At 47.1% G+C, this 26,954-nt stretch carries 35 protein-coding genes; 30 read left to right on the top strand and 5 right to left on the bottom strand.

The window, feature by feature from the left end:
• Window positions 1-131 precede the first annotated feature (131 nt).
• Together EDC56_RS06290 and EDC56_RS06285 are read right to left on the bottom strand one after the other, a co-directional pair.
• On the bottom strand, window positions 132-338 hold the full coding sequence (locus EDC56_RS06290; protein WP_123711623.1) for a helix-turn-helix transcriptional regulator: 207 nt from the start codon (window positions 336-338) through the stop codon (window positions 132-134).
• Window positions 339-485: 147 nt separating this feature from the next.
• Window positions 486-1,139, bottom strand: coding sequence for a LexA family protein (locus EDC56_RS06285; protein ID WP_123711622.1), 654 nt, complete (start codon window positions 1,137-1,139; stop codon window positions 486-488).
• Window positions 1,140-1,248: 109 nt separating this feature from the next.
• On the opposite strand from EDC56_RS06285, the gene EDC56_RS20075 reads away from it, so the two are divergent.
• The 5 genes from EDC56_RS20075 to EDC56_RS06260 all read left to right on the top strand — a co-directional run bounded on the left by EDC56_RS20075 (window position 1,249) and on the right by EDC56_RS06260 (window position 3,658).
• Window positions 1,249-1,443: a Cro/CI family transcriptional regulator gene (locus EDC56_RS20075; RefSeq protein ID WP_123711621.1), complete on the top strand. Its 195-nt coding sequence runs from the start codon at window positions 1,249-1,251 to the stop codon at window positions 1,441-1,443.
• Between the two features lie 12 nt (window positions 1,444-1,455).
• Complete coding sequence (locus EDC56_RS06275; RefSeq protein ID WP_123711620.1) at window positions 1,456-2,301, top strand: helix-turn-helix domain-containing protein; 846 nt, start codon at window positions 1,456-1,458, stop codon at window positions 2,299-2,301.
• A complete protein-coding gene (locus EDC56_RS06270) occupies window positions 2,285-2,731 on the top strand; it encodes a PDDEXK family nuclease (protein ID WP_123711619.1) in 447 nt (148 codons plus the stop codon). Before EDC56_RS06275 ends, EDC56_RS06270 begins: the two co-directional genes overlap by 17 nt.
• Before the next feature lie 124 nt (window positions 2,732-2,855).
• The gene (locus EDC56_RS06265; protein WP_123711618.1) at window positions 2,856-3,281 is read left to right on the top strand and encodes a hypothetical protein; all 426 of its coding nucleotides are present in this window, start codon (window positions 2,856-2,858) and stop codon (window positions 3,279-3,281) included.
• Window positions 3,278-3,658, top strand: coding sequence for a hypothetical protein (locus tag EDC56_RS06260; RefSeq protein WP_123711617.1), 381 nt, complete (start codon window positions 3,278-3,280; stop codon window positions 3,656-3,658). The genes EDC56_RS06265 and EDC56_RS06260 overlap by 4 nt, the downstream gene beginning before the upstream one ends.
• Here the strand turns inward: EDC56_RS06260 and EDC56_RS06255 are convergent.
• Complete coding sequence (locus EDC56_RS06255) at window positions 3,655-4,605, bottom strand: HEPN domain-containing protein (RefSeq protein WP_123711616.1); 951 nt, start codon at window positions 4,603-4,605, stop codon at window positions 3,655-3,657. The two genes, EDC56_RS06260 and EDC56_RS06255, sit on opposite strands and share 4 nt — an antisense overlap.
• A 191-nt stretch (window positions 4,606-4,796) precedes the next feature.
• Between EDC56_RS06255 and EDC56_RS06250 the strand changes: the two genes are divergently transcribed.
• The 25 genes from EDC56_RS06250 (at window position 4,797) to EDC56_RS06130 (ending at window position 24,622) form a co-directional block, all read left to right on the top strand.
• Entirely contained in the window at window positions 4,797-5,060 is a 264-nt protein-coding gene (locus EDC56_RS06250; RefSeq protein WP_123711615.1) for a hypothetical protein, read from the top strand.
• 430 nt (window positions 5,061-5,490) lie between these two features.
• Window positions 5,491-6,003 (top strand): terminase small subunit, encoded by a 513-nt coding sequence (locus EDC56_RS06245; RefSeq protein ID WP_123711614.1) that lies wholly within the window; start codon window positions 5,491-5,493, stop codon window positions 6,001-6,003.
• Window positions 6,004-6,073: 70 nt separating this feature from the next.
• Entirely contained in the window at window positions 6,074-8,113 is a 2,040-nt protein-coding gene (locus EDC56_RS06240; protein WP_123711613.1) for a phage terminase large subunit family protein, read from the top strand.
• 8 nt (window positions 8,114-8,121) lie between these two features.
• Window positions 8,122-8,370 (top strand): hypothetical protein, encoded by a 249-nt coding sequence (locus EDC56_RS06235; protein WP_123711612.1) that lies wholly within the window; start codon window positions 8,122-8,124, stop codon window positions 8,368-8,370.
• A gap of 101 nt (window positions 8,371-8,471) precedes the next feature.
• Complete coding sequence (locus tag EDC56_RS06230; protein WP_123711611.1) at window positions 8,472-9,896, top strand: phage portal protein; 1,425 nt, start codon at window positions 8,472-8,474, stop codon at window positions 9,894-9,896.
• Window positions 9,897-9,957: 61 nt separating this feature from the next.
• Window positions 9,958-11,961, top strand: a complete 2,004-nt coding sequence (locus EDC56_RS06225) for a head maturation protease, ClpP-related (protein WP_123711610.1) — start codon at window positions 9,958-9,960, stop codon at window positions 11,959-11,961.
• A gap of 263 nt (window positions 11,962-12,224) precedes the next feature.
• Window positions 12,225-12,539 (top strand): head-tail joining protein, encoded by a 315-nt coding sequence (locus EDC56_RS06220; RefSeq protein WP_123711609.1) that lies wholly within the window; start codon window positions 12,225-12,227, stop codon window positions 12,537-12,539.
• Window positions 12,539-13,135 (top strand): hypothetical protein, encoded by a 597-nt coding sequence (locus EDC56_RS06215; RefSeq protein ID WP_123711608.1) that lies wholly within the window; start codon window positions 12,539-12,541, stop codon window positions 13,133-13,135. The genes EDC56_RS06220 and EDC56_RS06215 overlap by 1 nt, the downstream gene beginning before the upstream one ends.
• The gene (locus EDC56_RS06210; RefSeq protein ID WP_123711607.1) at window positions 13,132-13,677 is read left to right on the top strand and encodes a hypothetical protein; all 546 of its coding nucleotides are present in this window, start codon (window positions 13,132-13,134) and stop codon (window positions 13,675-13,677) included. The genes EDC56_RS06215 and EDC56_RS06210 overlap by 4 nt, the downstream gene beginning before the upstream one ends.
• Window positions 13,674-14,201 carry a phage baseplate assembly protein V gene (locus EDC56_RS06205; RefSeq protein ID WP_148059336.1) on the top strand — a complete coding sequence of 176 codons (528 nt, stop codon included), beginning with the start codon at window positions 13,674-13,676 and terminating at the stop codon, window positions 14,199-14,201. Before EDC56_RS06210 ends, EDC56_RS06205 begins: the two co-directional genes overlap by 4 nt.
• Window positions 14,202-14,273: 72 nt before the next feature.
• Window positions 14,274-14,612 (top strand): GPW/gp25 family protein, encoded by a 339-nt coding sequence (locus tag EDC56_RS06200; protein ID WP_148059335.1) that lies wholly within the window; start codon window positions 14,274-14,276, stop codon window positions 14,610-14,612.
• A complete protein-coding gene (locus EDC56_RS06195) occupies window positions 14,609-15,475 on the top strand; it encodes a baseplate assembly protein (protein ID WP_123711604.1) in 867 nt (288 codons plus the stop codon). The genes EDC56_RS06200 and EDC56_RS06195 overlap by 4 nt, the downstream gene beginning before the upstream one ends.
• Window positions 15,475-16,035: a phage tail protein I gene (locus tag EDC56_RS06190; protein WP_123711603.1), complete on the top strand. Its 561-nt coding sequence runs from the start codon at window positions 15,475-15,477 to the stop codon at window positions 16,033-16,035. Before EDC56_RS06195 ends, EDC56_RS06190 begins: the two co-directional genes overlap by 1 nt.
• On the top strand, window positions 16,032-17,192 hold the full coding sequence (locus EDC56_RS06185; protein WP_162844099.1) for a phage tail-collar fiber domain-containing protein: 1,161 nt from the start codon (window positions 16,032-16,034) through the stop codon (window positions 17,190-17,192). Before EDC56_RS06190 ends, EDC56_RS06185 begins: the two co-directional genes overlap by 4 nt.
• 72 nt (window positions 17,193-17,264) lie before the next feature.
• Complete coding sequence (locus tag EDC56_RS06180) at window positions 17,265-18,419, top strand: phage tail sheath C-terminal domain-containing protein (protein WP_123711601.1); 1,155 nt, start codon at window positions 17,265-17,267, stop codon at window positions 18,417-18,419.
• Window positions 18,420-18,422: 3 nt separating this feature from the next.
• Window positions 18,423-18,917 (top strand): phage major tail tube protein, encoded by a 495-nt coding sequence (locus EDC56_RS06175; RefSeq protein ID WP_123711600.1) that lies wholly within the window; start codon window positions 18,423-18,425, stop codon window positions 18,915-18,917.
• Between the two features lies 1 nt (window position 18,918).
• Window positions 18,919-19,182, top strand: coding sequence for a phage tail assembly protein (locus tag EDC56_RS06170; protein ID WP_162844098.1), 264 nt, complete (start codon window positions 18,919-18,921; stop codon window positions 19,180-19,182).
• Window positions 19,183-19,311: 129 nt separating this feature from the next.
• Window positions 19,312-20,775, top strand: coding sequence for a BAR domain-containing protein (locus EDC56_RS06165; protein ID WP_123711598.1), 1,464 nt, complete (start codon window positions 19,312-19,314; stop codon window positions 20,773-20,775).
• Complete coding sequence (locus tag EDC56_RS06160) at window positions 20,775-21,233, top strand: phage tail protein (RefSeq protein WP_123711597.1); 459 nt, start codon at window positions 20,775-20,777, stop codon at window positions 21,231-21,233. Before EDC56_RS06165 ends, EDC56_RS06160 begins: the two co-directional genes overlap by 1 nt.
• A complete protein-coding gene (locus tag EDC56_RS06155; protein ID WP_123711596.1) occupies window positions 21,230-21,445 on the top strand; it encodes a tail protein X in 216 nt (71 codons plus the stop codon). The genes EDC56_RS06160 and EDC56_RS06155 overlap by 4 nt, the downstream gene beginning before the upstream one ends.
• Window positions 21,436-22,431, top strand: a complete 996-nt coding sequence (locus EDC56_RS06150; protein WP_123711595.1) for a phage late control D family protein — start codon at window positions 21,436-21,438, stop codon at window positions 22,429-22,431. Before EDC56_RS06155 ends, EDC56_RS06150 begins: the two co-directional genes overlap by 10 nt.
• The gene (locus tag EDC56_RS06145) at window positions 22,428-22,784 is read left to right on the top strand and encodes a hypothetical protein (RefSeq protein WP_123711594.1); all 357 of its coding nucleotides are present in this window, start codon (window positions 22,428-22,430) and stop codon (window positions 22,782-22,784) included. The genes EDC56_RS06150 and EDC56_RS06145 overlap by 4 nt, the downstream gene beginning before the upstream one ends.
• Entirely contained in the window at window positions 22,768-23,286 is a 519-nt protein-coding gene (locus EDC56_RS06140) for a glycosyl hydrolase 108 family protein (protein ID WP_123711593.1), read from the top strand. Before EDC56_RS06145 ends, EDC56_RS06140 begins: the two co-directional genes overlap by 17 nt.
• A 149-nt stretch (window positions 23,287-23,435) precedes the next feature.
• A complete protein-coding gene (locus EDC56_RS06135; protein WP_123711592.1) occupies window positions 23,436-24,068 on the top strand; it encodes an AHH domain-containing protein in 633 nt (210 codons plus the stop codon).
• Window positions 24,065-24,622 (top strand): imm11 family protein, encoded by a 558-nt coding sequence (locus tag EDC56_RS06130; protein WP_123711591.1) that lies wholly within the window; start codon window positions 24,065-24,067, stop codon window positions 24,620-24,622. Before EDC56_RS06135 ends, EDC56_RS06130 begins: the two co-directional genes overlap by 4 nt.
• Window positions 24,623-24,945: 323 nt before the next feature.
• On the opposite strand, the gene EDC56_RS06120 is transcribed toward EDC56_RS06130, so the two are convergent.
• On the bottom strand, window positions 24,946-25,380 hold the full coding sequence (locus tag EDC56_RS06120) for a PaaI family thioesterase (protein ID WP_123711589.1): 435 nt from the start codon (window positions 25,378-25,380) through the stop codon (window positions 24,946-24,948).
• 34 nt (window positions 25,381-25,414) lie between these two features.
• Entirely contained in the window at window positions 25,415-26,185 is a 771-nt protein-coding gene (locus tag EDC56_RS06115) for a hypothetical protein (protein ID WP_148059334.1), read from the bottom strand.
• Between the last annotated feature and the right edge of the window lie 769 nt (window positions 26,186-26,954).

Genomic DNA, 26,954 nt, shown 5'->3' with positions numbered 1-26,954 from the left:
TAGACGGTTTTCTAGTGCTGCTAACTTAAGCCTAAGCTCCTTTTTGTCGACACCGGTTATGTTGTGAATAGGGTTAACTACCCTGCTTAACTTATTTGCGTTCATGTGAGTTGCCTCGCTACTTGTCGGGGTCATGCTATACGCTGGGCTGCTTTTTCAGCTATCCAGCCATTAATCTCGGATTCCAGCCAGCCGACTGAGCGAGGGGTAATTTGGAGTTGTTTGGGAAACTCACCAGTGGATATCTTTTCGTAGATGAAGGTTGTGGAGCAGCTGGTGCGGCTCTTAACTTCTGCCAACTTTAGGATGCGTTCGGGGGTAATGTTTGAAGTGTTCATGTGCTTTGCTCTCGCTAACGGTTATATGTCACCACTGAGAATATAACCATGGTTATTATCTTGGTCAATAACTTTGGTTAATTTATTTACTCGAGGTAAAAAAAAGCCCGCTCTAAGGCGGGCTGTTATTAGGCTGTCTAAGGTTGTTTATAGGTCGGAGACTACTTGCTTTACTACCCCGACAATGGAGCAGTTACCATTAATCGCTATGGGGCGATAATCGGGGTTGAGGGGTTTCAGATATTTATGGGGGCCATCGATAACAAGTTTTTTGAGGGTGGCCTCTGCTGTCCCGTCTAGCCTGGCAACTACAATTTTACCGTTATCGGCGGAGCAGTCGGGGTCAACAATAACTATCGAGCCCTCGGGGATTGATGGGAAGCCGAGAGGGTTTAGCATTGAATCACCTCGAACCCTTAGTGCGAACGAGTGGGGCCCAACATTTGATGTTGTTGCCTGCCATGCCTCAGGCTCCTCGAGATCTGTCCGGTTCATTAGCGCGGTCCAGTCTCCTGCCTGTACGAGCGAAATAAGCGGTACGCTTCCCATTCGGCTGCTGCCGTCTTCGCTACAATATCGAGCTGAAGGTTTTTTTTGCTCTTCATCCTCGCCATTGATGAGCCACTCTGGGCTGCAATCAAGAACGCTTGATAGCTCAAGTATCTTGGTTGTAGACGTCGATTTCCCTGATAACAGCTTGTGCACCATTACTTGAGATATGCCGCACTTCTCTGCCAGCTCTCTTTGGGTCATGCCTACGGCGGCGAGTCTAGCTCTGAGGTTTTTCGCTAAATTATTCATCTCGATACAATATAACTTTTGTTATAACAGTGAAACTAACTAAAGTTATTGACGGGCTGATAACTTTGGTTATATTGTGCCTCTGTACGATGATTGAGGATGGATAGATATGAGAAAGAAAAGCGTGATAGCTCACTTTGAGGGGACTACTAAAGCATCGTTAGCCCTAGGTATATCGCAGGCTGCGGTTTCTCGGTGGGGGGAAGTTGTGCCAGAAAAGCAGGCTCTCCGGCTTGAGCGTATTACTAGTGGGAAGTTGAAATATAACCCTAATTTTTATACCAGCCCCCCAAAGTGTGGCTAGCAAGGAGCTGATATGAGCTTTGAGTTAATGGCAAAGGCTATGAAGGCTGAAGTTGGTAACCCAATCAGAAAGCTAATCCTTATCTATCTAGCCGATACTGCAGATGAAAAAGGGTGTTGCTGGCCTTCTTACGGGACTATGGCTAGATGTTGTGAGGCGTCCAGAAGCACGGTAATTCGACATGTGTCAGCACTTGAGGAGAGTGGTTTCTTGAAGGTAGAGATAAGAAAAGGTGGTCTAAAAGGTAATCATTCAAACATGATTCACCTCACAATAGAGGAGGGGGGTGGTTCCACTGTGACACCAGGGGTGGTGTCAGAATGCAACCACCCTAGTGTCACTGTGACACCAGGGGTAGTGTCAGAATGCGACCACCCTAGTGTCACTGTGACACCAGGGGGTAGTGTCACAGTGACACCCAGAACCTACCATTCTTTTGAACCTACCAATGAACCTATCAAAAAGAATATATATACCGCGAAGAATTTGGTGGGCGAATTTAAATCAAAAAACACAACCACAACGAAACTGATTCCATCGGTCGATGATTGGGCTGAGTGGGGGTGGCCACACAAGCCAGATCCAGATTGCTTCGATGCCTGGATTTCGATGCGCAGAGAAAAACGCTATTCGGTGACCTGGAGAACATTGGAAACCATGGCGGGGCCACTTACTGAGCTTTTCATGTGTGGGATACCGCTTGAAACAGCATTGGATTTCGCAGAGCAGAGTGGTTGGTGTGGGATTGAGGCCAAATGGGTTTTTGATCGTCTCGGTACGCCGGCGCAGGCAAGAAGTTGGCGAACGGCAAACTCATCGGTAAGTATGGGAGGTTCGATTTATGAGAATGAGCATTGAGGATCACCATCAAAAGCACCTGATTGACTGGGCTAGAGTCGAACGATGCGTAATCGAGGGAGAGCAAGACGGGTTTATCGTTGACCACCTTTTCGCCATTCCAAACGGGGGTGGTCGTAGTAAGACTGAGGGGGCGTTACTTAAGAAAACTGGCGTCAAAGCAGGAGTGTCAGATTTGTTTTTATCTATTGCATCGGGTGGCTACAACGGCTTGTACGTTGAGATGAAAAAGCCAAAAGATCTCAAGCCATCAACTCAGGCTAATCAAAAGCAGTTTCTGGAGCGCAGGCTGAAACGCGGCTACGCAGGGTGTATTGCTTTCGGGAGCACTTCAGCGATGGAGTTAATACTCGCGTACTTGCAGGGCGACTGGGGGCAGCATCTAGCGAGCAGGGATGCAGCTGTATATTCCGATGATGCTTATGGGTGACGTGCCACAGAAAGGGTTGTTAGTGATGGATAAGCGAATACATTATGATATCTAGAAGTTTAGTTTTTACAGGGCAGTTGATAAGTAATGTGAAAGCTAAGGCGGAAGTATTGGGAGGCGGGGAATGACTGACGATTATAGAATCTCAGTAACAAAGTACGGGACCATCAGGTATAAGGTTGGTGATCACCGCGTATTGTTCAAGGTGAGTGAGTATCCTTGTGAGCGAAAGCGTATGGCGGCCGCGAGGCGTTATAAGTTGGAGTATGAAGCAGCTAATAACATCCCCACGCGTGAGACGTACGGTAAGGGGAAGCCAAAGCCATCATGTGGGCGTAAGCGAGTAACGCCGCCATGGGCAATAGCAGGCGTCATTCTCGATAAATACCGTGGTTGTTGGTGCGTTACTTTACTAGGTGGCGGTCGTAAACGATTTAAAATCGAGGGCTATACCTACAGCAAAAGAGCTTACAGAGCGGTGTTTGATAACCAGTATTGTGAAGCGTACCTGATGGCTCGTGCAGCACGAGAGGCCTCGGAGAGCACATGATAGTTGCTGCTGGTCGTACCTATGAGACCTTTAGAGTTGTTGCTGATGTAATTGGTGAGGAGTTAACTTGGAAAATATTGAAGGAATTCAAGCCAGATCTGCCAAGGGCTAATGGCTCCTATGCTGTATGCCTAAGTGTGCCCAAGGCTGAGAATTTAGGTAAGACTGCACAGGTATACGGGCACCGGCTTATCGGAACGATAGGAGTGGAGATGGCAATGAAGCTTAGCGAGGCATATGGTGGTGAGATCATATGGGTCGCGAGCCCAAGTGGCCCAGGCCGTTCGGATGACGTCAATGATGTGGTCTGGGTGTGGTCGAGTGATCATGGATGGATTAGGCCTCAGCAGATGAGGTTGTTTGATTTTTTATTCTAAGAATTTAATAGAATATTTTTAAAGTGTTTTTCAAAATCATCTTTTTTTCCGTCAAACACTTTTAGAACCTCATCGTTATTTAGAATAATGTTAAGTATCACTCTAGTCAGCTCATCACATCTGACGCTTAAGTTTGGTATTTTGTCAATCTTTTTTGGTTGAATGCTATCTCCATGTGTAACTTTAGATCTGATTCCATAGAATGACTTGATCTCATCAAAAATATCACATGGATCATAACCATAATCTTTGAGGAAAATTGCGATACGCTCCGATAGTTTGTGAACTAACTCACTGCTATCTGTAGAAAAAAGGCTTTCAAGTGCACTGCAGTAATGTGAGATTTTAATTGCAGGGTGGCATTCTGTACGAGCGGCACTTATAAAACGGAGAGCTCTTCCTGTCCTTGAAAATTGTTTGTCTACAAACTCATTAAATGTGGAGGAAGATTTTTGGTGTAAATATGATTGAAGCTTAAAACTTTTTTCTTCTAGTTCTGCCAGTTCAGACAAGCTGAAAGTAACCTCTTTAAATTTAACACCTGAGCTAAAAGAGCTAGATAACCTAATGCTGTTGTTTGACCATTCGGAGACTATACCTGATTTCATATTGCAATAAGCGATGTCACATTCGATAGCGTGATCTTTGATCAACCATGCATCTTTTATTAGCATACCTAGCCAGTGTAACCATACAGCCAATGCTTTCTGGCTTCCAAGTCCTTGAAAAAATGTATCATCGCACTCGCTATAAATAATGTGGTTTGCGTCCTTGAAGTGAGATGATTCAATAGTTCCGGCTGTCGTTATAAATTCTTGGTTAAGAATGTCCTTTATTATTTCTGGGTCGTTGGTGATATTAACTAAAGGCATTAGAGTAAACCCTCCTTTAATATTATCTGAAATGTTTAGATATCTAAATGTTGCTATCATTCTAAGTTTCTTCATGGTCGCTCTTCTTTAGAGTTGTGGTTGGTATAGATTGTGTCGTTTTCAGTGAAATTTTTTTTGTATTTACCCTGTTGCTTCCCTCTAGTCAATTAATAGGGACTTTTATCGTTATTTGTTGCTACGACAGAGGAGTAATAGAAGAAGAAAAAGGATGATGGATGGCGTAAGGTATCATAGAGAGTATTGCCATGCTTGGTTCGTTTATTATCAAATCACTATTGTCTGACATATTGGCTCGTATAGGCGGGAAATTAGTTGAAGGTATTGTTAGCGAGCGATTTATAACTCGCGTAATGATGTGGGCTCTTTTTAAGCTGTCGCGAATGAGCAGCAACACATTAGATGATGAATTGTTATCTGATTTGGCTCTTGAGATGAATAAGGCAGATTTGCCACAGGCATTGATAGTGCTTAGGGCGGCACGGCTTGCTGAGATCAAGAGCAATGCATGATAGTGACTATCAGGTCGCAGTTGATGCGATCGGAACCGCTGCAGTTGATGCGCTTGTAGATGAGTACCGACCATTGACCCCTAGAGCGAACGGTGGTCGTACGTCATGTCTAAGCATCCCCATCACCTCTAACATAGGTCGTAAGAGAGGTGATAGCACGATAGGAGCTAGGATCGTCAGGACTATAGGTGCCGACAAGGCGCGCCATCTTGCCCAGGCGTTAGGCGGTGAGACGATATGGCTGTCATCAAGTCGATCAAAGCACTGATCGAGCAAGTAGGTGATCAAGATAGTTAGTATTGACCTATGTAGGGGGGCCCCCCGTTTAGGTACTTCCTAGGCATTTAGGCACGCGAGTGTTTACCCCCCCGTGCTTTCATGTATTTCAGCAATTTTTCGAGCTTGTTTTTAGTCACTAGGGAGGGACGGAATGGCTGCGCATATTGAAAAGCTAGTAAGTAAGTCGGAACTTTGTGACTTGATGGGGACGACACCTCCTACAGTGACTAAATGGGTGAAGCAGGGGATGCCGGAACACAGCCGAACAGGTGGTGGAAAGAGAGCATTCTATGATGTACCGGTTTGTTTAAATTGGCGGCTGGAACATGAGCGCAAGCAAGCGGCAGGGAATAAGTCTACTGCTAATAGAGAGGAGTTAGAGCTCAGAAAGCTACGAGCTGAAGCGGAGGTTGTTGAGGTTAAGGCGGCAAGGATGAAAGGGGAAGTTATAGAGCTTGAGCATGTACGGTTAGTACTTGTTGACGTATTTACAAAGACTCGAGGGAGAATTCGCAAAGTCGGTGAGCGAGTCAGCAAGTCATTAGTTGGGGAAACAAACGAGCGAACAATAAAAACGCTCTTACTTGAGGAGATAGATGAAGCCCTGTCGATAATGGCGGGTGATGTTGGAGAGTTGTTAGAGCCTGGTGAAGATGATGATTAGCCGAGACGTCAGAAGACTGTAGCCCCCTATAACCCTAGATTTATCGCTCAATCTTGGAGCTGTAGGTTTAATGGTGGGAGTAGAGGGGCTGGCAAGCAAACGAAGGCGTATGCGGGAAGAGGCCAAGGAGGAGGGCTTCTTGAATGACGAGGGGTTAAGGCGAATACTCTCGAGCGCCATGCTTTACTTGTTACCTCCACCGCAGATGCTACCGAGTGACTGGGCAGAAGAAAATATCAATATACCCAGTGGTAATGCTATTGCAGGACCTATTCGGTTTCGCAATGCACCCCATTGTCGTGAAATCCTCGATCTAGCAGCTAATCCTGATGTCAGAAAAATCACGTTAATGTGGGGGGCGCAAACAGCTAAGACCACGATATTAAACTGCCTGAATGGTTACTACGTTGGTCATGACCCACAGCCTCAAATCGTGATGTTTCCAAGTCAAAGTGACTTAAAAAAATGGCGAGCTCAAAAGCTGGAGAAGATATTCGAAGCGTCCCCAACACTTACCAACCTAATCGCTAAGCCACGCGGAACTGTTGGTAAGAATAATGATGTAATGATCACTTATGCAGGTGGAGAGATGCTATTCGCATGGGCTGGGTCACCAAAGACAATGCGTGGTATATCTGCCCCCATAATAATGTGCGATGAAGTCGATGGTTATGCGCGGACTGAGGAAGGGCACCCAGTAAGTCTATTGACGCAGCGCGCAGCTACTTATGGTGATGATGTTCTTGTAGTCATAACGTCAACACCGACGATTAGAAGGGAGTCATTTGTAGAGCAATCGTTTTTAGATGGCAATAGGATGTATCGCCATATTCCATGCCCCTCTTGCAGAACGTTGCACCGTTTGGAGTGGGATAACATCCACTGGCGTACGACTGTTGACGATGAGACCGGTGAGATTATCGACGAGCCGGAAACCGGATATCATGAATGTCCACACTGCCAGCACAGGATGACAGATAGCGAGAAAATTGTAGCGGCAAGGTTAGGGGAGTGGGTAGAAACAAGGCCGTTCAAGGGGCATGCAAGCGCACATATAAGCGAGTTATATTCCACGTTTCGTACGTGGCAGCAGATAATCGAATCGTACCTGGAGAAAAAAGCCCAAGGTGATTTACAGACGTTCTATAACGTATCTTTGGCTGAGACTTACGAAGAGGTCGGTGAGCAAGCGAGTTATGAAGCCTTAATTGAGCGTAAGGAGCTCTATGGCAATCTAGACACCGGGCGTGTTTGGGATGTCCCTATGGGTGGTGTCGTCTTAACTATGGGGGTTGACGTACAGGCTGACCGCCTTGAGCTGGAGGTAGTGGCTTGGGGGGATGGGTACGAATCATGGAGTGTTCGATACATTGTTATTAACGGTGACCCTGATCTAGAGGAAAGCGACGAGAACAGCCCATGGCGTGTACTTAATGAAGTCAGGGAGCGTGAATATAGACATGAGAGTGGTGCATTTATTAAGGTTTCGTCAACCTGTATTGACTCATCAGACAAGCCTGATCGTGTTTATACATACGTTAAAGGGAAGGCTGGCAGAAGAGTGCATGCAATTAAGGGCGTTAGCGGATGGGGGAAGCCGTTAAGCGGAGCACCATCATCAAAGATACGCGGCAAGAAATCACGCCGCCCGGTTCCGCTGTACCCTCTATGCGTGGATGAACTTAAGCTGCTAACTGTTCGATCACTCAATGTTCAGGATGCAGGGGTAGGGTATAGCCACTTTCCTGATCGGCCAGAATACGACGATTATTACTTCAAGATGCTTACGGCTGAGAAGCTAATTACACGATACGTTAAGGGCTTCCCTGTTAGAGCATGGGTGAAGGCCGATGGCGCCAGGAATGAGGCCTTTGATTGCCGAGGCTACGCGCGTGCGGCGCTATATTTGCGTACGCCTGATCCCAAGTGGGCGACATTCTCGAGGTATTTAACTGGAGATGGTGTAGCAAGTTGGGATGACGACGAACCACGCCACGAGCGTCCAGCGAAGCAAGCGAAGGCAACAGCGTCAGGAGACCAAAGCCCCCCTATGCCAGAGAATCCGAAGGCAGGAAAGCGGAAAAAGTTCTCAATTAAGCGAAGGCGATAGGGGTGATAATGGGGGAAACAGTGGGAGATGATCGAACACATGCTAAACGAGTGCTTGCAGCAATAGAGGCGGTGATTGAAAAGCGAGCCAGTCGCGACCAGATGGCTTATTCGATCGATAGCCGGAGCCTGAGCCGTACACCTATTGCTGACTTAATGCTGTTGCGCGATAGATATAAAACGATGGTTGCCATGGAGGATAAAAAAGCGGCAGGTGTTTCGCTAATTGGCCGACTTCGAGTGAGGTTTACAGATTGAGAATATTCAAAAGATGGGCCAGTGCTACGGTCACAAATCAGGATGGTACGCTTCGCAGTCGACCATCTAGAAACAACAGGACAACAATTAAAGCGAAGGCAATGCTAGATGACGCGAGCAACGACAGGACGATGGGAAGCATACCTATTACGTCAATCAGTGCGGGTGAGTTGATAGCTAGGAATGCCCCTAAGTTGATGGCTCGCAGTCGTTACATGGCAGTAAATAACAATTCAATGCGTCAGCTCGTAAGGCTAAATGTTAATAACATCGTTGGTGATGTTGGCGTTGTTTGCGTGCCTAAGCCACTAAATCGCCGTGGGAAGGTTGATGCAGTAGCGGCAGCAGATATCAGTCGGGCTTGGGGAGAGTGGTCGAAGCGTAATAACTGTGATGTGGGGGGTAGATGGTCGTGGCTAGACTATCAAGATAATGCAGTGGCTAGCGCGGCTATCAATGGTGATTTTTATATTCAATTGTTAGGGACTGGCAAGTACGGGTTGCAGCTTTATATGATCGATGCTGCAAGAGTCCCTACTGATTATTCTGCAGCCCGTAGCCCATCACCAGTAATAAACGGTGCTCGGATCGATAGCATCACAGGCCGTGTTGATGGCTACCAAGTACGTGGTGTGTTCGACACGGCAGGTGGCAGTATCACAGAGCTGTCGGCAGAGGAGGTATGTCATGGCTATATTTCAGAGATGCCTGGTCAGTACAGGGGGTTGCCCTGGGCGTCCTCTGCGCTAGGTGATATGCATAACCTGGGGAAGATGGACAACGCACAGTTAGCTGCGTCAAGGAATGCAGCTAGTACTCTCGGTTTTCTGACGCCAGAAACGCCGGAGGCAGCCGAAGCCCTTGGCCTTGATCCCGACGATCCCGATTTTGAGCCGGAATTTGAGGTAGAGGCGGGGCAATGGAATACGTTACCGGCAGGCTTGAAGGCTGAGGAGTTCACGGGCGATGCATATCCCGCAGCAGGCTATGCGCCATTTGTTGAAAACACACAGCACAATATAGCTACGGGGGCGGGTGTTTCATACACCTCGTTGACAGGGAAATATGAAAATATGAACTACAGTGGCGACCGCTCTAGTAAGTTAGATGAGCGTTCTAACTGGAAGAAGAAGCAGCGGTGGCTCATTAATAACCTTCATGATGTGGTTTATCAGCGATGGCTTGAATCTGCGTTGCTGGCTGGCGAAATTAAGACTATAGCTGGTGTGGCGTATGGGCCAGGGGAGATAGTTCGTCTATCCCATGTTGAGTGGCAGCCGCGGGGGTGGGACTGGGTCGACCCAACAAAGGATATTGCTGCAGCTAAAGAGGCTGTGAAGTTAAAGGCTAAAACTATTAGTGAAATCATACGTGCACAAGGTAAGGATCCAGTGAAAGTTTGGGGAGAGTATGCGGCAGATATTAAGGCGATGGAGGATGCAGGCATACCGGAATACATGATTAAGCTAACATTTGCCGATAGTGTTAGTGCGATGACTGGCGGTGGTACCGACGAGGTGATGTAGCGTCAGGAGACTGTTGGCACCTAGCCCTTTAGATTGATGGTTCAATTTAGAGGGTTTTTTTATGCCTGGGGAAAATGTAATTAGCAAATACCAGAACCGGATTAATGCAGCTGGAGAGCTCGAACTGTACGGCATTATTGGCGATTGGTGGGATGATAATGACGCGGAAAGTGTTGCTCGAAAGCTGGAGGCAATGGACGGTGACACAATCACTGTTCGCATTCAAAGTGATGGTGGATATATAACCGAAGGGTTAGCGATTTATAACCGCATTAAGGCTACTGGTAAGAAGGTAAATGTTGTTATCGATGGCTTTGCCGCTTCGATGGCAAGTGTTATCGCTATGGCCGGAGACCATGTTTCTATGCCTTCTAATGGGTTCTTGATGATCCATAAGCCTTGGTCAGGCCTGAACGGCAATGCTGATGATATGCGAAAAGAAGCTAATGTGCTCGATCAGCTAGAGGATAGTTTGCTCTGTATCTACACCGATAAGACAGGCATGGCTGCCGAGGAAATCGCATTAATGTTAGAGGCTGAGACGTGGATAAACGCCACTGACGCGCTAGCGATGGGCTTCATTGATGAGATAACTGGACAGCAGAAAGCAGCTGCTCGAATTGATCGAAAACGATTTAACAAAATACCTGAATTAGCACGTCCATGGTTGGTTACGTCAGGAGACGAAAGTGTGCTCGTTGCCGAAAATATAGCGACATCAAAAGCAACGGCCATAGTGCCGGAGGAATGTAGAAATATGGTCGATAAAGTTGTGAAAGAAAGCGCTTCGGTAGCTGATGCCAAAGCTGAGGTTGCGAAGGCCGTTCAAGCTGACCGACAGCGCGTCGCAGATATTGATGCCCTAGGTGAAAAGTACGGCGAGATGAGCTTTTGTAACTCATTCAAGGCTCAAAACCCAGATGCGACCGCCGATGAATTTGCTCGTGAGTTGCTCGCGAGGAAGCCAAGTGGAGGCAGTAGCCCAACAAAGGTAGCGTTAGGAGAGCGTAAAACACCTAAAATGAATGCCGCTATTATCGGGTTGACTGACGAGGAAATAGAGAATTATAGCTTTGCAAACGTTGCCAAGGCGTTAGCAAACCCTAATGAGCGCAATGCTCAGGAGGCAGTAGCATTTGAGCGAGAAGCGTCCCATGCTGCTTGCGAGAAGATGGGGCGCACTAGCCAGGGGATCCTAGTGCCAATGGATGTTCTTAATAGGCGCTTTAAAAATACTGCGGATAGCTCAAATAACGGTGCATTAATCGCGACCGAGTTACAGTCGCAATCCTTCATTGAGATCTTGCGTGATGATTCGTTCTTGATGGGCGCGGGTGTGACTGAGTTGACTGGGCTGGTAGGGGACTTGGATGTAGCCCGCCAAAAGACAAAAGGTAACGGTTATTGGGTTGATGAGGGGGTTGATGTCGGCGAGGGTGCATACGAAACAGAGCTCGTTGAATTAACGCCTAATACCGTCGGTTCCTATTTCGACATTACGCGAAAGATGCAGAAGCAAAGCACCCCTGCTATCGAGTCTCTAATTCGCTCAAGTCTTGCGAAAGATATTGCGGGGGCTATCGATAGGCGAGCAATTGAGCGCTTGTTGGCTGAGACGGGTGTATTAACCGTTGATTGCGCGACAATGGGCTCTCCTACTCACAAGGAAGTCATCGCACTTGAAACAGTCGTCGCAGCTGCAAACGCTAAGGGCTCAAAGTATGCCTTATCATCAGCTATGCGCGGTTATTTTAAGTCTACCGAAAAGTTTGCAGGTACGAGCGGCCTAACTATCTGGGAGCAAGGGAGCACAGTAAACGGCTATAGCACTCTTGTTACAAACCAGATGGCCGTTGATGCGCTATTGTTCGGTAATTTTGCAGACATGCTTTTTGCAATGTGGGGCGGGCTTGATCTTACCGTTGACACTTCGGCGCTCTCCAAATCTGGTGGTATTCGCTTGGTTGCTTTGCAAGATGTTGATTTCGGTGTTCGACACCCTGAGTCATTTGCTTTTCTGCAGCAGGCTACGCCACCAGAGGAAGGGAAGCGGGCTAAGCGATAAGCACCTGGCCCACCCACGGGGGGTGGGCCTTATTTATTCACCGCTAGGCGAGGGGCGGCAATGTTAAAGATTAAAAAGCGCACATCAGAGTCAGGCCTACCAATAACAAAAAACGGTCCGCATGAAAAATATATGTCGACGTGTACGCAATGGATAGGAGGTAAGCGATATCAAAACGGCGATATATTAACGTTGCCAAGGGCATCGGGAGCGGTTGTAACAGGTCTTAGAGTGGGACGCTTAAAGCTTAAATAGGAGGATGTATGGCTATCTTAGACTTTGAAACGTTGGAGGAAGACTTTTATTTTGAGGATGAGTTTGCAACTAATGTGACGTTTACTCGCGCTGGGGCAATTGTTGAGGCTATAACAGGGAACTTTGTTAGCCCCTCTTTAGATGTAGAACTAGGTGATGCAGTTTACGAGACAACAGAAACATACTTCAGCTGCTCTACGAATGACAGTAATGCTCTAGAACGTGGGGATATTACCCATTTCAATGGTAGGGAGTTCAAGGTTATCGACTTTGAGCAAAGCGGCACTGGTTACACTCAAGTGCTTTTGTCGAGTCGACACTAATGAATGACACTATTCATCTGGATACTGACGAATTAGATGCTATTGCGGAAGCGTTAGAGCATGGGGAAAAACGTTGTTATCGCCAATACTCTAGTGCTCTTAATCATTCCCTGGCTAAGATGGAAACATCGATCAAACGGGGTGCCAAAGAGCGAGCGGGCTTACGTAATGCTAAAGCGTTAACGAGTAGGAAAGGCGGGTCAAAAGGTCGCCTCGTTAAATCTAATGCTCGTAGCGCGTCGACAGCTGAGAAGTTAGGCACAGGGTTCTTGTGGATTGGTTCGGGCGATATGCCATATACAGCAATAAAAGGCTTGTCAGCAGTTAGACCAAAGCGGAGTAAGAAAGGCAGGGAAAGCGGTGTGTTTATCAAGGGTGAGAAGCATCATCCTAGTGCGTTTATGGTGCAGGGGAAGCATGACAAAAAGCCTATGGCATATGAGCTTAACAAGCGAACAGGTCGAATACAGATGGCTAGAGTTCCTGTTCATAAGGCTTTTGAGGCAGCTGCGGAGCAGGCTGAAGCAGAGTTCGCTAGTAACTTTCAGAAACGCTACATACATAATCTAACAAAGGGTGGTGGGTTTATTAAATGAAGACACACATCTCTATTGATGAATATCATGACGCGATAATTGGCAGTATAGAGCGTGATTTTAGCCATTATCAAACCGTAACGGATTACCCTACCATTGACCGCAGAACACAGTTAAAAGTGCCAGCAGCATTCGTGCAGGTTACTGACGTAACGCCAACGGATTCAAGGGGTGAAGGTCTAATTGAGTGGACGATTAAAACAACTATCTTTATTGCTATCGCAGACGAGATGAGTGCTAAGGAAAATCAGCGTATATCGCGACAAATGGCGGTTGATATGGCGAATTATTGCCACTCTAATTCATTTGGCTTACCGATCCAGGGCAGTCGAGTGATTGATTGTAGTGGTGGTGGCTTTGTTACGGAGCTGAGTGATTTGATTGTTTATGAGGTTCAATTAGAGCATGACGCACAGTTAGCAACATCAAATTTATACCCGGACTTAGATATAACTGATGTTTGGTTGGGTTGTGCACCAAATATTGGGCCTGACTATAAGAAGGATTATGATCAAGTCGTAAAAGATGGTGAGCCGTTGTGACGCAGCAACTAACGAGCGATATACAGCGTAGGCTCTCGAGGATGGTTCGCGTTGGCACTATTTCAGGCCTGGCGCCCCAGCGACGTTATAAGGTCGATTTCGGTGGGGGGGTTGTTAGCCATCCGCTGAGACAGGTTGTAGGCAAAGAGGGGGGGACTAGGGTCTCTATGCCGTTAGAGGTGGGTGAGCAGGTAGTAGTGGTCGCCCCTAATGGCGATACTAGCGCGGCTTTTATCCTGGGTTCGATATATAAGGCTGCCACATTACCGACGATACCAGATACAGCTACCGGGGTTGAGTTTAGCGATGGCTCTAAAGTCTTTTATGACATCGAAGGCAATACGTTAACCATAGATGCTCCTATGGTGAAGATTACCGGTAATCTTAATGTCGTTGGTGGTATCCATAGTGATGCAGATGTTAGCGATGCAGTAAGCACGATGGCAGAGATGAGAGCTACGTATAATAAGCATGACCACGCCGAGACGAACAGTATAACAAAGCCTCCTAACCAGAAAATGTAAATAAGGCAGTACGTCAGGAGACCAATACCGAATTAGCCCTGAGAATTGAGTATCAATTTACAGGGCTTTTTTATGCATGGAATGAATGCCAAAACAGGTAAGCCGTTAGCCGGAGAGGACCACTTATGGCAATCGGTTAGCAATATTATTCTGACGCCGGTTGGTACGTTGCCAATGTTTCGAGACTACGGCTCGAAAATATTGAGCATGACAGACACGCCTATAAGTAGTTCGACATTGGTCGACTTCTACGCTGCGACAGCTGAGGCACTAGAGCAGTGGGAAGATCGTATTGATGTTCGTCGTGTGACGATGGAGGTCGAAGAGGTTGGTCGTATCGATATAACGATACAAGGCATATATTTGCCAACAGGCGAGAGCGTCACATTAAACGGGGTTAAAGTAAGATGACTAACTTTCCTGATGTGGTTGAGGCTTTAAGCTTCGACACTATCTTTTCCGAAATGCTTGCAGACCTGCAAAATAGAGACGAAGTTTTTAACGCGTTGGCGCCGAGTGATCCTGCGTATCAGATACTGGCGGTTTGCGCGTATCGAGAGCTTAACATCCGTCAGCGGGTAAATGATTCGGCGCGTGCAACAATGCTAACTTTTGCAACAGGTAACGATCTGGATGCAATTGGTGATACTTATCGGTTACCGCGAAAGGTGATCGATAGGGGGGACCCCGATGCTGTGCCACCAATTCCCCCAACGATGGAGTCGGATGATGTTTACCGAGCGCGCTTACAGCTCTCACCGGAAGGTTTTACTGTCGCTGGGCCTAAAAACTCTTATAAATACTTCGCTGTAAATGCAGATGATGACGTTAAAGATTGCGGTGTATCTTCGCCGTCTGCAGGTACTGTTTCTTTGTCGGTGCTTGCTTATAGCGGCCCTGCTAGTACGGATCTCGTAGCCAAAGTATTGGCTGCCTGTAATGCAGAGGAGACGCGGCCTTTAACGGATAAGGTGACGGCTGCACCTTGTGCGCTGGTAGCGGCGGACACAATTGCCGCCTTACATGTAGGTCTTGAGCCTGAGAGTGACGATACGGTAGCGCGGGCGACAGAATCGCTTGCTGAGTATATGGAAGGTCGTCGGTTGGTCGGTAAGGCCGTACCTATTTCGGGGATCTATAAAGCGCTGATGGTGGCGGGTGTTAATAGCGTCGACCTCACATCGCCAACGAGTGATTTGCCGGCTATCGCAGATAGCGCATACACCGCGGGTGTGGTCTCTCTGACGACAATTATTGATGAGGTGTCGGGATAATGGAGAAGGTCGAATCAGAGCAGAACGATACGATTTTGCCACCGTCAGCAACAACACAGATGCGTGATATTGAGGCTGCCACCGCAAGGCTTGAAGGTGTGCCGGTGATTGTCCAAGAAGTATGGAGCTCGGAGGATTGCCCACTTGTGATGTTGCCTTACTTAGCCTGGGCGAGATCTGTTGATACATGGTCGGACAGTTGGACCGAAACCCAGAAGCGACAAGCTATATCGGCTTCACTAGAGGTTCATAGGCACAAAGGCACAAAGAGGTCGGTGCAGGAGGCCGTAAATGCGCTAGGGGCGAATATCATCATTAGGGAATGGTTTGAGACGGGCGGCGAACCATACACTTTTACCTGCATATTGGCAGAAGGTTCGGGAGGCACTGATGAGTTTGTTGAGTCATTGATGCGTACTATCGATTTGACCAGGCCAGAGCGCTGCACGTATGAAGTACATCAGGGCATCGATAGTGGTACCACGCTTGCTGTTGCGTCAAAGCTAAATCCTGCAGTTTATACACGTACTATCGGCTTAGAATGGACAGTTTCACTATGATTGACTTATTACTAACAGAGGCCGGTCGTACGGCGATCGTTAACGCTCAAGTTCACGGTACAGGCGCAGTTAATATCACTGCCTGCCAGGTAGGCTCGGCGCAATACGAGCCAGATGCAGCACAAACCGCGCTAAAGGCGAGTATTAAGCAAATGCCAGCGATAGCGGGGTCGATTACTGACCCAACGGTCTTACACTTGACTGCACAAGACACGACAAATGATGCTTATTCGGTCGGTGAAATAGGTTTTTTTCTTGAAGACGGGACACTTTTCGCGGTCGGCTCATCGTCTGGTGAGGTTATTGCCGATAAAGCCGCAGCGTCTCAGCTATTAATCTCCTACGATGTGGTGATTATTGATGCGGGTGACTTATCCGAGTTGATTACCGTTACCGGTGATGGTTTCTTAAACCCGCAGGCGACGGAATCAACGCAGGGAATCGCGCGTATAGCGACTGACGCTGATGTTGCAGCGGGCATTGATGATGAAGCGTTTATTACATCAAAAAAGCTAGCACCCGCGCTAATACCTCGCTCACATGTTGGTATGTTGTTGATGACATTCTCAGCGCTCACCCCAAAACAATTGGGCTATATTGGCACGTGGGAGAAATTGCCGGATGATGTGACGATTTTAACCGGTACGCCAAATGTAGCGCCGGTCGGCACGAACAATCCCGCTGCTCCTTTGCTGCAGCATAGCCATACGTTTACAGGCAAAGCGCATACACACGGGTTTACGGGGGTTGCGCATACACACACGTTTACGGGTAAGGCGCACGGCCACACATTCAAAGGAGCTGCGCACCATCACGGAGCTTCGTTTAAAGGGAGGGCGTTGCCACCACATACACATATGGCGGAGGCTCAAGACAGCGGTACTAGCAAGGGGCGTTCTGGAAATTACTCGTCAAAAGGTGAGGTTTCATCTGTTTCAGCCGGTACCCCGTCCGGTACTGTAACTGTCGGAAATGCCACTGTCGGTGGGACAAACACTGCCACGATAGCGACAGGAACAAACAGGGCGGCTACAGCGACAGGAACAAATAGTGCCGCGACAGCAACAGGAACCATTGCAAACACGGGGACAGTAAGTCCAACAATCGATGTACGCGGTAAGCGCGTATTGGTGAATGCATATTATCGGGTTGAATAGCGTCAGGAGACCAATGTAGGCCATAGCCTCAAAATATCGCAACGATTACTAGTGATATCTTGAGGTTGTCTTATGGCGTTTCTACATGGCGTGGAAGTTTTAGAAAGTGATTCGGGGGCGCGCCCGGTTCAGGAGGCAAATGCGTCAATCATTTATATTTGCGGTACGGCACCTGATGCTGATGTCGACCTATTTCCCCTTGAAACACCTGTTTTAATTAACGGAGATTTGAAACTCGTTGCAGCGCTCGACCCAGGCGGCAAGGGTGCGGGTTCATTGTATCGTGCGTTAAAAGGCATTTATGACCAGGCGAAATCGATTGTTATTGTTAGCCGAGTAGAGGAAGGGGCTGACGCTGCAGCAACAGCGGTGGCTGTTGCTGGTGACAGCATATTACGAACGGGTGTTTATTCTGCATTAAACGCACAGAGTGTTACCGGCTATGAGCCTAAACTCATACTAACAACAGGTTTTAGTGATGTTCCTGCCGTAAGCGCAGCCTCTTATAGTGTGGCAGAACAGCTATCGGCGATCTTAATCCGTGATAGTGAAAACGGAACCATTGCAGAGGCTGAGGCAGGTGCAGCGTTATATGCTGAGCGTGCATATTCTCTCCATCCTTGGCTGCAAGTGTCAGATGGTAGTGGCGGTATTATTGATGAGCCAGCAAGCGCTAGAGTGGCGGGCCTTATTGTCAAAATGGATACGACAGAAGGCTTTTGGAACTCACCATCGAATCATACTATTAACGGAGTATTGGGGTTGTCGCAGCCTGTGTCATGGTCGTTAAGTGACCCGGTAAGTGATGCCAACATGATGAATGAGAAAGGACTAGCGACATTTATTAAAGCATCAGGGATTCGTTTGTGGGGTAACCGCACCAATGCGGCAGACCCTAAGTGGATGTTTTTAGCGCACCGTCGCATAGCTGACATTGTCAATGAGAGTATTAAGCAATCCCATTTATGGGCCGTTGATAAAAACATTAGTAAAGGCTACTTAGATGCCGTTGTTGATGGAGTTAACGACTACGGGCGTGGGCTGGTGGCAAAGGGGGCGTTATTAGGCTTTAAGTGCTGGGTTGACTTTGATCTGACGACAGATAGCGCACTAGCTAACGGTGAGGTTTATTTCGATTATGAGTTCACCCCTTGCCCAATCTCGGAACATATTACATTTACCTCAATAAAATCAAATTACTACCTAAACGTTTTACAGGGGGAATAACCAATGGCCGCGGCAGATAGAATCTTTAAAAATATGACCGTTTTCCATGACGGGCTTGCCTTACTTGGTGAGTGTATAGATTTCACTCCACCCATTCTTGCTATCCAAACTGAGGAATTTAGGGCCGGAGGCATGGATGCAGCAATAGAGCTCGACATGGGAATGGAGACACTAAAAGCCTCGTACACTATGGCGGGCGTTAATCCCGAAGTTCTGAAGAGCTTAGGTAAGCGAGTAAACGTTGTGTTCAAAGGCGCGTTAGATAGTCGGGGGGAGGTTACTCCCTATGAATGCAAAGTGACAGCCAGAGTTACCGGCATTGATAAAGGGACGATTACTGTGGGTTCCGTGTCGCCTTTAACAGTTAGTTTAACGTGCGAATACTACAAAGAGTCTGTTGGCGGTTCTGTAATCGCGGAAATCGATGTCGTTAACTCGCTCCGTATCATTAATGGAGTTGATCAACTGGCGACAATGCGCGCTGCAATGGGGTTATAAAATGGAAAACTTAAATTTGACTGTGAAGCTAAAGTTCCCGGTTGAGCATAATGGAGGCCTTATAGGGGAGCTTAATTTTCGACGAATGACCGTACGTGACATTTTGCAGGCAGAGAAGTTTAAAAACGGAACAGAGCTTGAAAAGGACATGCGCGTATTAGGGAATCTAACAGAGCAGCCAATGGACGTTATCGAAAAGCTCGATATGGTTGATATGCTCGGTGAAGTATCTGATTTGTTATCGGCACTAATGGGAAACGAATAGCCGCGAAACAATGCCGCCGCCTTATGTATGTCGTAGCGACGTACACGGGGTGGTCGTTGGACGCGCTCGAGAATTTACCGCTAGATGAGCTGATTGAATACGTGGGATACGGGGAAGAGGTGGTCGGGAATGATTAGCCAAACACTATCAACGGTCATTAAAATTGGCGGTTCAGTTGATCCTAGCCTTAAGAAGTCAGTTGGTTATTTTGGAAAGTTAGGTGCCAAGGCGGAGGCGGCGAAATCTGATGTTAAAAAGTTAAAGGGCGAACAGTCGAAGCTATTGCGTGAACTGAAGAAAACAGAGAAGGGAAGCAAAGAATACAATAAGTTAGAGCAGGAGATAGACCAGGCAACTCGCTCGATTAAAAAAGCGGAACGCGCTCAAGCGAGATATAACAGCAGGTTAAAGTCACACCAACGTTTAGTATCCATGGCAAAAACTGGCCTATTAGCTGTTGGTGTTGCTGCTGTCGCTTCTGCGGGAATGTTACTTGGCTGTGCTGATGCCGCGGCTGAAAACCTCGATGCTGTTGGGAAAATGTCCAATAGCCTAGGCATTGCCTCGGATCGGCTACAAGAAATGTACATAGCTGCAGGTCACGCTGGCTTAAGTCAGGGGGAGTTCAATACATCGATTAGAAAAAGCACTAAAGCATTAGGTAATTTTGCAAACAATGGGACCGGTGCAGCAAAAACTGCAATGAAACAGTTAGGCCTCTCTATGGAGGACCTGAAAGATAAGACGCCCTCGGAGCAATTAGACCTTGTAGCTGATTCTTTGTTGAAGGTTAAAAACCAGAGTGAAAAGGTAGGTATTGCTAATCAGATCTACGGATCGACCGGCGTTAAAATGCTGGAAATGATGAAAGACGGGAGCGTAGGGTTAGCGCAAGCCTACGCTGATGCCGCCGCCACTGGTGCTATTGCGAGTGAGGAGCAGATAGCTGACTCCGCGGCTTATAACGATGCGCAGCAGAAGCTTAAGGATACGTTTGCTGGCCTGATGAACGTCATCAACGCTGGTGTAATACCCGTTATGACCTCTTTGTTTTCGGGTATGACGGCATTCATTGTTAAATATAAGCCGTTTTTCTTGGATTTGTTTGCAGGATTCAAAGAGTTTGGCGCCGTGTTTTTGCCGCTCGTTAGAGTCGGCTTTTCAGGGTTGATTCAAGTAGCTAAAACCGCATATACGGTATTCCAGGTGATCAAATCTATCGTGCTGTGGATTGGTGAAAAAATAGGGGGGTGGGGGAAGCTATTCGGAAAAGTTGCGAATGGCTTACAAACGGTCCAGGGGGCTGTGGGTGCGGTAGCTGATGAAGAGATGAAGATGTTGGGTGTCGATACTGAGCCATTTACACTTGGAAGGGTGTCGACTGCAGCTCACATTGCTCGCCCGAAGAGTCCTGTTCCCTCAGCTACTATAGCCATGAGTGCCAAAACGGCCCAGCAAGCTGCTCCACGGCCTGTGCAGAATAATAACAATGTCACCCAGCACATTAGTGTGAACGGTCAGGATGCACATAATACTGCGTTGACGATTAAGCGCAGAACTTGTGACCACCTAACCGATGGCGGGCAAATGTAATGAATTTTGATGAGTTTGTTAGCGATGCCTCAACGGTGATAACAGCGGTCGAGGCTCCATTTTCAGCAGCAGTAATGATGCGTCTAGGCAAGATTAAATTTTCCGTGTCAACGCGTGCATATAATAGTTTATCGCGTTCAACGTCTTACCGTTGGGGGGAAATTGAAACCCTGAATAGTGTTAGTGATAAGCAGTTTTTAGGGGGTGGAGAGGACGATATAACGCTAGCAGGGGTTATCTATAGCCACACAGGGGCAGGGGTAACGCGTGTTGATGAGATCCGTGACATAGCCGGCAAAGGACAGCCATTGCTGCTTGTTGATGGTCGGGGGTTCATTCATGGCTATTGGGTCATTAAATCGATTTCTGAGAGTCAAACAGCCTTTGGGTTCTTGGGCGTTGCTAAGAAACAGGAGTTTTCGGTTCAGATTAGCTATTACGGGAGCAGTCCGCGATGAGCATTAAGTACATAGCGCAAACAGGCGATATGCTTGATGAGATATGTTGGCGATATTACGACGAAGGCGCGAAGGAATACGCGATTATCCAGGTCTACGAGACTAACCCTCATCTTTGCGATTTAGGTGTGCTGTTGCCGGCAGGGACTGTCTTTGAATTACCAGATCTTGCTAATGTGCAAAAAGTGGAGCAGGTGAAGCTATGGGATTGAGGCCCACTTACTCCGTTGTTGCAGAGGGGGAGCCATTAACCGCAGCACTGGCAGGTCGGAGCACGTCAATAACGATAGAGGATGTTAGTGGGGTGATAGCGGATAAGTTAACCATTCAGCTGGCTGATAAGGGAGGGGAGTTAGCGATACCTCGTAAAGGCGTATACCTAGATGTGGCTTTAGGTTATGACGATATTAATACATCGATGGGGCGATTTATTGTAGATGACGTATCGTTAAGCGGTTGGCCACTCAGAATGACTATAACCGGAACCGGTGCACCACTGGCCCCAGACGGAAAAACATATACACCGATTCAAACGTATAAGAGCCGAGTCTTTAGTGATACGACCATTGGTGAGATTGTCGAAACAATGGCGAATGATTGCGGGCTGGTGAATGGGTGTGATCGAGAGTTAGGTAGTATTGGTTTATCCCACGTTGAGCAGATTTGTGAGTCAGATATAAGCCTTTTAACCCGCATTGCTGCCAGGGTTGATGCGATAGCAAAGCCTAGTGGAGGTAAGCTTCTATTTATTCCCAAGGGGAGCGTGCAAACAGCCAGCGGTGCAGATATCCCTACTGTCCTCATTGGTGCTGGCGCAATGGTGAGCTTTGACTGGAGAAATCCGTGTATAGCAAAGGTTAGCCAGGTAGAGGCCTCCTATCGAGATATGGACTTCGCCACGACTCATATAGTGACTGTGGGCAAAGGGCCAATAGTGAAGCAATTAAATTATGTATTCGCTAACAAGTCTGAAGCAGAGAGCAGAGCAAAGGCTGAGCTTAACCAGGCGAGACGTGCAGGCGCTGAAGTAACCTTTACTGCGGTAGGTAATGCGGCTATGGCAGTTGGTACCCCGTTAGAGTTAACGGGGATCAGGAGTAGTGTGGACGGTAAGTATCGTGTTGTATCAGTAACACACACGTTGAGTGAGGGTGGTTATCAGATGGCCGTGAAAGCCACAGCGGAGGTTGTTCTGTGATTCATCAGGGAGAGCTAGAGGCGGCCATTCTTCTGCAGATACAGGCAGTAGTAGATACAGCTGTTATCCGCGCTATTGAAAGTCGTGATCACGATATAACTTTAGCTGCACAGATGGCTGCGGCAGCTGCGGTAGATGAGGTTAGTGAAAGATACGGGCTTGAGCCTAAGCACTTCGTTTATCTGAAGGAGTTACACGAAAAGAGAACAAAGGTAGGTGACTCAATTAGAAATGCGTTAATAGTAGCCTTTATAACTGCTGTCATATCAGTTACCGGGCTTTTGCTCTCTGCAGCCCCCGCGGCTTTAATGCATTCTAAGGAAGGAGGCGAGCAACATGCAAACTTTCAATGAGTCACTTAGAAAAGTAATCAGTGACGAAGGCGGGTACCTGTTACATACGATTAAAGGTGATAAAGGCGGTGAAACTTTTGCTGGGATTACCCGTAAGAACTTCCCTGGTGCCGGTGTTTGGGGGTTAATTGATGGAGGAAAGCCACATGATAGTGACGAGGTGAAAGCGTCGGTGGCTGACTTCTACTACAAGACTTATTGGCAACCGCTACTTTGTGGTGAATTATTAGACAGCGGAACCGCGGATATGCTGTTCTCTTTTGCTATCAACATGGGTAGTAGGACAGCAGTTAAGCGCTTACAAATAGCTGTGCACACAAAGCCTGACGGGGTCATGGGTGAGGTGACCAAGGCGGCAGCTAACACGAAAGCAGTGCAGACTCGGTATTGTTATGCGCTATCTATCATTGGTCGTTACCGCGACATTATTGCAGCCAACCGAACTCAAAAAAGATTTATAACGGGGTGGCTGAACCGGGTGCTAAACAAGGTAGGATTTTAGGGGGGGGCGGCTTGGTTATATTGTTCGTTTGAATTGACATCTCCCCCTAAATTGGGGAGTGTTAGGGGTATAGTGCGGTGGTAATGTTTGTGTGGTTAGCGACAAGGAGTTTTGTCGATTAAGAAGCCAAAATATTTGAGGGATCAATAATGACTGAAGCAGGGCGCACACCCGTAAATGTCTTTGATAAGGCTAAGTCACAAAGCTACTCGGATAAAGATCACAAGACCTTCAAGAAGGTTGAGTCTCGCTTTGATAGGATGAATAAGACTCGCTTAGCTGGGAAATTAGCTGCTTTTAGGCGGGTGGGTCGCGAGATGACTGTCAAGCAGAGGCTTGAAGATACGCGCTCTTCTGCAACTCTAGGTAAGCACCTTCGGGTGAGTGGGGTTCCGAGGCCTGGCGCTAGATGGGAGGCTCATCATATTGTATCCGCTGATCACAAGGAGGCCGCTGGTGCGCGCTTGATCATTGCTGAAGATGACATAGCCATCCGTCTAGATGATCCGGATAATGGTGCTTGGATGCCAAAAACCAAGGCAGATGCACGCCCCACCCTGTATCCAAATGCCATAGGTCACAACAGAATCCACAGACAGCTTTACTATCGGTGGATTGAAAACGCAATTACTATGATGGATGATGGAGAACAGGTTCGCGCTTTTCTAAACACTGTTAGAGCCCAGCTTCTTCATGGTCATATTAGTGATGAGATGAAGCTACAATCAGAAATTGATGAAGCTGAATATGACGACTGGCTAAAAAAGAATCGTAAACTATGACTTATGTAATTGAGAATGATTTCGAAAGCTATCATTCATTAACGTTTGATCTTTCAGATCTCTCTAGCAAGATGCCCTCTTATAGTCAGCGGTTTCGGGCTAAGCCAAGATTGGATAGCTGGGTTGCACCAAAGGCTTTTTTCTACGCAAGTGATAATTACACGGGTAAAGAAGAAGTCATACCAGATATCACGACCTGGGCATTAGGAAACTTAGTATTGAGCCCTAAGGCTTACCTGATTCTCAAGGACATCATGGCTGCATCAGGAGAGTTTTTGCCGATTATTGTAGGTGCTGATACTTACTACATGTTCAACACCTTATTCGTTATCCCTGAAACCGCTATTGATCTTAGCTTGGCAGTAGACGTTGTGAACTCAGGGGTGCATATGGGGCAAGAGAACGTTATCTTTGATGAGGAACAGTTGAATGGACGCTGTATCTTCAAGTCTCCCACCAACAAGCTTACTTTTAGTTTTGTCACGGAAGTGTTTAGGTCTAAATATGATGAGAGTGGGTTGACCGGGCTTAGCTTCAAAGACCTTAATCTATAGAGGGTTATGAATAGCCTTGCTAGTGATGCTTGGATGAGCCCTTATTTTGATGTAGGTCAGGTTTTCGGTTGAAATGTAGCAGTGAAATTTTGTTGGTATTTGTGTTGGTACCTTTATCTGTTTTTGATTGATGCCCCCTGATATCACTGGCTTTCAGGCTAAGGTTTTGTTCCTCTTGGGGGCACCAAATACTCTTCTGCTCCAATTCTTCACCCTTCATCACATGCGGTAATCACTAGGTTTAAGCCCTGTGTAATCGGCGGCTATCTGCGAAGTCTGTTCTAGCTTGCTGAGCCCGCAGTGGCGTGGGGGGGATGGTCTTGTTATGCGTAACCCGCAGCGTCGACTAAAGCTAGCTTGCCTCTAACAAAGATACCGTTACCGCGGCCGATTTCTCTGCCCTCAGCGTCATAGACGATAGACTCTGCAATAAACTGCGAGTTGTTCTTGTTGACCACTTTTCCGACCGCCTTCATTTTTCCAGAAGCGACGGGTCTCGTGATATAAGTGGTGAACGATACCGTTAATACAAAGCAGTGTTGTTCTAATGAATTGGCGGCAAAAAAAGCTGCGTCATCTAACATTTTAAAATAGACAGAGCCATGCACGCCGCCAGCGGAGTGATGATATTTCTCCGATAGCTCAATTTCGATTACGGCCTCTCCCTCAGCAACCGTCATGCTTGGCTCGTAGATCTTATTAATAGGGGCCGCAGCATACATACTTTCAAGGCAACTATAATGGTTCGGTTTTGTCATTATCGGATCACTTTTTATCGAGGAATATAGTCAGCTAAGCTGGGTGTTTAAGTGTTTTTTTACGTTCATCAAGAACATCATGCATTAATCTCGCAGCCTCCGCAGTTTCTAAACGCAAAGATTCGCGATTGATCTTTGCCTTGCTGTATTGCATACGCAAGTAATCACCATTATTACGTTCAAATAGAATACACCCAAAACACCACTGCTCAGATTTTAACAGTTGCGCAAGTGGTATTGCCGCGGCTTGGCTCACGGGGATATCAATATAGTAACCAGCGTTATGATCGCTGGCCTTAGCGGCTTCTCGAATGTGTTGACTGACTGTTTTCCAATCTTTGCCGATCGATTTAAATTCGAGGCGTTCTACTCCCTTGCGCTTGTCGCTATCTACGATTGTTTCTGATATTTCAGGCAGCTTATCGTGCCCGCTAGTCAATACAATTCTGCTATAACCAACCCGGCAATATATTTCGTTGATGGCATCACGATAGCTGGCAATCACATAGCAGTTTCTAGTTTCAGGCTTTGTCAGCGGGGTATAAAGAGTCAGTGCTGGGTTTTTGTCGCCAAGGCAGTCGCTTTGAATGCCCTTTGCCGCCATCGTTGCCGGAAACTCAGGTATTAAAAAGCCAGTTTCAAATGAGCCGCGTTGCAAGCCATTTTTTTGCGAACCCGTGTGTGTCGTAACGGCATAAGAATGCAGGCCAATAATTTCTCGCCCTTCAATAAGCTGGCCCATCTGCCGGGTTAATTTAGCGAGTATACCTTGGCGTTGATACTGCTCTAAAACAATCGCCGTCATCGAATCGGGGGTTTTATCTTCCAGCCGATGCCAACAGAGCCCTACGTGACCGATTAACTGACCATCTTCGTTAAAGGCGACCGAGGAAATCAACGTCTGATCCTCAAGTTTCCTAGCCAATAGGGCGCTATCATAGAGTAATGAGTAGGGGTAGCTTTCACCATAGGAGGATCGAACCAGAGCAATCAATTGATTGGCTTCTGAAGGGGCAAGTTGTCGATAAGTAATCATAAGCTGCCTGTGATGGTTAGAGGTGTTCCGGGCCGTATGCACCTAATTTGTGCGCCTCATAATCACCATTCGCTATTATTGTTGTATTGTTCCATTGATAGACTACATATTTTGCTTGATCGAGCATACTTAAATCAGCGGCGTTATGTCGAGTTTTTCATCGGGCCCGCCCTCAGCGCTCTCAAGCATGTTCTGTGCTTTGCCGTCGAAGCGTTGGTGTTTAAAATTGTTGGTATTTAAAGTTGCTGGCGTCTAAAAGTATTGGTGTCTAAATGGGGTGGAATAGGCTGACCAGTTTTATCTTAAAGACCTTAATAGATAGCGGGCTATAAATAGGCCTTTCTAGTATTGTTGATAAAATGTAATGTGAATCTCATCTTAAATAATTATTGTCAAAACAATTGTCATAGAATCTAACGTAACTTTACTGTATCGTCTGCGCGAAGAAATAAAATAATTTTCTTGTTGTTTATGGATGAATGGCTTTCTAGGCAACAGGTGTTAAATAACGCGACACTGAGTAGCTTTTCATTCACGC

Source organism: Sinobacterium caligoides (genome assembly GCF_003752585.1).
GTDB lineage: Bacteria > Pseudomonadota > Gammaproteobacteria > Pseudomonadales > Sinobacteriaceae > Sinobacterium > Sinobacterium caligoides.
This window is presented reverse-complemented; position numbering and strand designations above follow the sequence as displayed.

Coding starts and splice junctions, on each gene's coding strand:
- EDC56_RS06185 (WP_162844099.1), top strand. CDS start 16,032: ATGATTGACTTATTACTAACAGAGGCCGGTCGTACGGCGATCGTTAAC.
- EDC56_RS06260 (WP_123711617.1), top strand. CDS start 3,278: ATGATAGTTGCTGCTGGTCGTACCTATGAGACCTTTAGAGTTGTTGCT.
- EDC56_RS06190 (WP_123711603.1), top strand. CDS start 15,475: ATGGAGAAGGTCGAATCAGAGCAGAACGATACGATTTTGCCACCGTCA.
- EDC56_RS06225 (WP_123711610.1), top strand. CDS start 9,958: ATGCCTGGGGAAAATGTAATTAGCAAATACCAGAACCGGATTAATGCA.
- EDC56_RS06175 (WP_123711600.1), top strand. CDS start 18,423: ATGGCCGCGGCAGATAGAATCTTTAAAAATATGACCGTTTTCCATGAC.
- EDC56_RS06270 (WP_123711619.1), top strand. CDS start 2,285: ATGAGAATGAGCATTGAGGATCACCATCAAAAGCACCTGATTGACTGG.
- EDC56_RS06220 (WP_123711609.1), top strand. CDS start 12,225: ATGGCTATCTTAGACTTTGAAACGTTGGAGGAAGACTTTTATTTTGAG.
- EDC56_RS06285 (WP_123711622.1), bottom strand. CDS start 1,139: ATGAATAATTTAGCGAAAAACCTCAGAGCTAGACTCGCCGCCGTAGGC.
- EDC56_RS06160 (WP_123711597.1), top strand. CDS start 20,775: ATGAATTTTGATGAGTTTGTTAGCGATGCCTCAACGGTGATAACAGCG.
- EDC56_RS06195 (WP_123711604.1), top strand. CDS start 14,609: ATGACTAACTTTCCTGATGTGGTTGAGGCTTTAAGCTTCGACACTATC.
- EDC56_RS06115 (WP_148059334.1), bottom strand. CDS start 26,185: ATGACGGCGATTGTTTTAGAGCAGTATCAACGCCAAGGTATACTCGCT.
- EDC56_RS06180 (WP_123711601.1), top strand. CDS start 17,265: ATGGCGTTTCTACATGGCGTGGAAGTTTTAGAAAGTGATTCGGGGGCG.
- EDC56_RS06275 (WP_123711620.1), top strand. CDS start 1,456: ATGAGCTTTGAGTTAATGGCAAAGGCTATGAAGGCTGAAGTTGGTAAC.
- EDC56_RS06130 (WP_123711591.1), top strand. CDS start 24,065: ATGACTTATGTAATTGAGAATGATTTCGAAAGCTATCATTCATTAACG.
- EDC56_RS06155 (WP_123711596.1), top strand. CDS start 21,230: ATGAGCATTAAGTACATAGCGCAAACAGGCGATATGCTTGATGAGATA.
- EDC56_RS06230 (WP_123711611.1), top strand. CDS start 8,472: ATGCTAGATGACGCGAGCAACGACAGGACGATGGGAAGCATACCTATT.
- EDC56_RS06170 (WP_162844098.1), top strand. CDS start 18,919: ATGGAAAACTTAAATTTGACTGTGAAGCTAAAGTTCCCGGTTGAGCAT.
- EDC56_RS06290 (WP_123711623.1), bottom strand. CDS start 338: ATGAACACTTCAAACATTACCCCCGAACGCATCCTAAAGTTGGCAGAA.
- EDC56_RS06210 (WP_123711607.1), top strand. CDS start 13,132: ATGAAGACACACATCTCTATTGATGAATATCATGACGCGATAATTGGC.
- EDC56_RS06215 (WP_123711608.1), top strand. CDS start 12,539: ATGAATGACACTATTCATCTGGATACTGACGAATTAGATGCTATTGCG.
- EDC56_RS06245 (WP_123711614.1), top strand. CDS start 5,491: ATGGCTGCGCATATTGAAAAGCTAGTAAGTAAGTCGGAACTTTGTGAC.
- EDC56_RS06150 (WP_123711595.1), top strand. CDS start 21,436: ATGGGATTGAGGCCCACTTACTCCGTTGTTGCAGAGGGGGAGCCATTA.
- EDC56_RS06135 (WP_123711592.1), top strand. CDS start 23,436: ATGACTGAAGCAGGGCGCACACCCGTAAATGTCTTTGATAAGGCTAAG.
- EDC56_RS06255 (WP_123711616.1), bottom strand. CDS start 4,605: ATGAAGAAACTTAGAATGATAGCAACATTTAGATATCTAAACATTTCA.
- EDC56_RS06140 (WP_123711593.1), top strand. CDS start 22,768: ATGCAAACTTTCAATGAGTCACTTAGAAAAGTAATCAGTGACGAAGGC.
- EDC56_RS06200 (WP_148059335.1), top strand. CDS start 14,274: ATGCATGGAATGAATGCCAAAACAGGTAAGCCGTTAGCCGGAGAGGAC.
- EDC56_RS06240 (WP_123711613.1), top strand. CDS start 6,074: ATGGTGGGAGTAGAGGGGCTGGCAAGCAAACGAAGGCGTATGCGGGAA.
- EDC56_RS06250 (WP_123711615.1), top strand. CDS start 4,797: ATGCTTGGTTCGTTTATTATCAAATCACTATTGTCTGACATATTGGCT.
- EDC56_RS06120 (WP_123711589.1), bottom strand. CDS start 25,380: ATGACAAAACCGAACCATTATAGTTGCCTTGAAAGTATGTATGCTGCG.
- EDC56_RS20075 (WP_123711621.1), top strand. CDS start 1,249: ATGAGAAAGAAAAGCGTGATAGCTCACTTTGAGGGGACTACTAAAGCA.
- EDC56_RS06235 (WP_123711612.1), top strand. CDS start 8,122: ATGGGGGAAACAGTGGGAGATGATCGAACACATGCTAAACGAGTGCTT.
- EDC56_RS06165 (WP_123711598.1), top strand. CDS start 19,312: ATGATTAGCCAAACACTATCAACGGTCATTAAAATTGGCGGTTCAGTT.
- EDC56_RS06265 (WP_123711618.1), top strand. CDS start 2,856: ATGACTGACGATTATAGAATCTCAGTAACAAAGTACGGGACCATCAGG.